The 2,939-nt window shown below is 63.2% G+C and carries 5 protein-coding genes; 1 reads left to right on the top strand and 4 read right to left on the bottom strand.

Annotation, left to right across the window (positions count from 1 at the left end; translation table 11 throughout):
• Both AC062T_RS05805 and AC062T_RS05800 read right to left on the bottom strand, forming a co-directional pair.
• Window positions 1–250 (bottom strand): hypothetical protein (locus AC062T_RS05805; RefSeq protein ID WP_476028245.1); only part of this gene is annotated, 250 nt, incomplete at its 3' end.
• Entirely contained in the window at window positions 247–528 is a 282-nt protein-coding gene (locus tag AC062T_RS05800; RefSeq protein WP_108516427.1) for a DUF3099 domain-containing protein, read from the bottom strand. The genes AC062T_RS05805 and AC062T_RS05800, both read right to left, overlap by 4 nt.
• Window positions 529–616: 88 nt before the next feature.
• Here AC062T_RS05800 and fabG point away from each other — a divergent pair, with 88 nt between their 5' ends.
• Window positions 617–1,327 carry a 3-oxoacyl-ACP reductase FabG gene (gene fabG / locus AC062T_RS05795; protein WP_476028247.1) on the top strand — a complete coding sequence of 237 codons (711 nt, stop codon included), beginning with the start codon at window positions 617–619 and terminating at the stop codon, window positions 1,325–1,327.
• Window positions 1,328–1,367: 40 nt separating this feature from the next.
• Here the strand turns inward: fabG and serB are convergent, their stop codons facing one another.
• Together serB and AC062T_RS05785 are read right to left on the bottom strand one after the other, a co-directional pair.
• Window positions 1,368–2,021, bottom strand: coding sequence for a phosphoserine phosphatase SerB (serB, locus tag AC062T_RS05790; RefSeq protein ID WP_476028243.1), 654 nt, complete (start codon window positions 2,019–2,021; stop codon window positions 1,368–1,370).
• Window positions 2,022–2,074: 53 nt separating this feature from the next.
• A partial coding sequence (locus AC062T_RS05785; protein WP_476028241.1) for a GlgC family sugar phosphate nucleotidyltransferase occupies window positions 2,075–2,939 on the bottom strand: 865 nt, incomplete at its 5' end.

Genomic DNA, 2,939 nt, shown 5'->3' with positions numbered 1-2,939 from the left:
CAGCATCCGGAACGTGCCCAACGGGGCCGACGAGCACGGGAAAATCACGAGCCCGCAGGTACTCCCTGAGAAACTCGGTGTGCTCGTCGCAGGCAAGCCACACTTTGACCCGCTCGGGCCCGTGAATCTTGGGGTTGCGCCAGTTAACCGCGGCGGTTGCCACCGCGCGGCACCCGGCTCGGGAACATGTCGGCTCCGACGGGCCGGCCTCACCGAGGCCACCGAATATGCCGCCCGCTGCGCCGGTCATCTGTCCTCGTCTCGCGTAGTAAATCGAACAATCTGTGAGGGCGGCGGTGCGGCAACGTTGCCGCCGCGGCTCGAGGACACGTTGGCAATGATCACGGCGACATACGGGAGCACGATCGCTCCGGTCGCTGGCAGAATCAGCCACCACCCAGGAGCGAAGAAGCACGCAATGATGCACACCAATCGGATGCCCATGGTCACGCTGTATTTGACCATACGGGCTCGCCGGTCGTCGTCGGGAGACCGGGGGAGTGATGTGATGGGTTGTGACTTGGCCATGAGGAGTCCGTTACTAGCCTACGACTAAGATCAAGAGAGTTTCACGGGAGCCGACGGCCGGCTCCTCCTGGCAGGAGTGATGATCGCGGTGTCGACCAGCAGAACAGTTCTCATTACCGGCGGCAACCGAGGCATCGGCTACGCCATTGCCGAAGAATTCATCGCCCAGGGGCACAGAGTTGCCGTCACCGCTCGCTCCGGCGCTGGCCCAGAAGGCGCTCTCACGGTGCATGCCGACGTAACGGATGCTGCCTCCATCGACGCGGCCTTCACTCAGGTCGAGGCGGAACTCGGCCCGGTCGAAGTTGTCGTAGCGAACGCCGGAATCACCCGCGATACGCTCCTGATGCGCATGAGCGAAGACGACTTCACCTCGGTGATCGATACCAATCTGACCGGCGCGTTTCGCGTCGTCAAGAGGGCGTCCAAGGGAATGCTCAAGGCCCGCTTTGGCCGCATCATCCTGGTATCGAGCGTCGTCGGCCTCTATGGCGGACCCGGCCAGGCAAACTACGCCGCGTCGAAGGCCGGTCTCGTGGGATTCGCTCGCTCAATCACTCGCGAACTCGGCGGGCGAGGAATCACGGCGAACGTCGTGGCCCCCGGTTTCATTGAAACCGACATGACGGCGGAGCTGGCCGAGGAGACACAGGCTCAGTACAAGAGCTCGATTCCGGCCGGACGCTTCGCAACCCCCGGTGAAGTCGCCCGCGTGATCACGTGGCTTGCCTCTGACGATGCCGCGTACATCAGTGGGGCTGTCATCCCGGTCGATGGTGGCCTCGGAATGGGCCATTAGAGGCCAGCTAGCCCGCTAGCCCGGCAGCCCGGACAGCCCGCTAGTGCTGGGCCGTACGGGGTGATCCCAGGCCCATGAGCGCAAGGACCTGCGACAGGTCACGCACGTCGAGAATGACGTCAGCAGCCTGACGAACGGGCTCCTTGGCGTCGAAGGCAACGGAGAGGCCAGCTGCCGCCATCATCCGCAGGTCGTTGGCGCCGTCACCCACGGCAATCGTGCTGCGAAGATCGATGCCGCTCTCGTTAGCCCACTCCCGCAGCGCATCCGCTTTAGCTTCGGCGTCGACAATTGCTCCGTCAACAAGCCCGGTCAAGCGGCCATCGGCAACGGCGAGCCGATTCGCTCGGCAGAAGTCCAGCCCGAGCCGTTCGGCGATGGGGTCGATGATCTCGTGAAAGCCGCCGGAAACCACACCGATTCGACCGCCTGCGGCGTGCACACCGGCGACGAGCTCGGCGACTCCGCGAGTGACGACGACCCGCTCCTGGACCCGCTCAAGTGCTGCTACCGAGAGGCCAGCGAGGGTCGCAACGCGCTCCCGCAGACTCTCGGCAAAGTCGATCTCACCATTCATGGCGCGAAAGGTGACCTCCGCGACCTGCGTAAGGCTTCCTGCTTCTTCGGCGATCAGCTCAATCACCTCATTTTCAATGAGGGTTGAATCGACATCGAGCACGACAAGAAAGGCCATCGGGGCAGCGTTCCAAACGGGAAGGGGAGCGGACCCAATGGGCCGACCTCAGATCAACGGGTGACGCGGATGCCCTTGCCAACGACCGTGATGCCGGAATCGGTGACGGTAAAGCCCCGCGCCCGGTCAGCGGCAGGATCGATGCCGACGGATGCCCCGGCGTCGACAATGACCTCCTTGTCCAGAATAGCCCGATGCACCCGTGCGTCTTGGCCAATACGCACGTAATCGAAGACGATCGAGTCCACCACGCTCGCACCGGAGTCGATGGTCGCCCACGGCCCAAGAACACTTCGCTCGATATGCGCGCCAGAAAGAAGCGAGCCGAGAGACACGATTGAGTCGATCGTCGTGCCCAGGTTTCCCGCTGAGTCACGCACGAACTTGGCGGGCGGAGCGTTGAACTGCTGGTTGTAGATCGGCCATGCGCGGTTATAGAGATTGAAGACGGGCAACGCCGAGATGAGGTCGCGGTGCGCCTCGTAGTAGGAGTCGATCGTTCCCACATCGCGCCAGTAATAGCGGTCGCGATCGGTTGCCCCCGGCACGTCGTTGCGATTGAGGTCGTAGACGGCGGCATCGCCGCGGGAGACGAAGTCCGGCACAATATCGCCACCCATGTCGTGGTTTGACGACGGGGTCTCTCCATCCCGGAGCACCGCATCCATCAGCACATCGGCATCGAACACATAGTTGCCCATCGAGGCAAGAACCTCCTGAGGCGAATCCGGCAGCCCGGTGGGGTGCTCCGGCTTCTCGTGGAATGCCTGGATGCGCGTGGGGTCGTCGGGAGAAACCTCGATAACCCCAAACTGATCGGCGAGCGAAATCGGCTGGCGGATCGCGGCAACCGTCACGCCAGCGCCCGACTCGATGTGGGCTTCGATCATCTGACTAAAGTCCATGCGGTACACGTGG

It is taken from the genome of Homoserinimonas sp. (genome assembly GCF_056262345.1).
Note: the sequence above shows the minus strand (reverse complement) of the source record. Positions and strands in the feature narration are given on the sequence as shown.

Excerpts from the sequence above, each read along its gene's own strand:
- AC062T_RS05800 (WP_108516427.1), bottom strand. The coding sequence starts at position 528 with ATGGCCAAGTCACAACCCATCACATCACTCCCCCGGTCTCCCGACGAC.
- serB (WP_476028243.1), bottom strand. The coding sequence starts at position 2,021 with ATGGCCTTTCTTGTCGTGCTCGATGTCGATTCAACCCTCATTGAAAAT.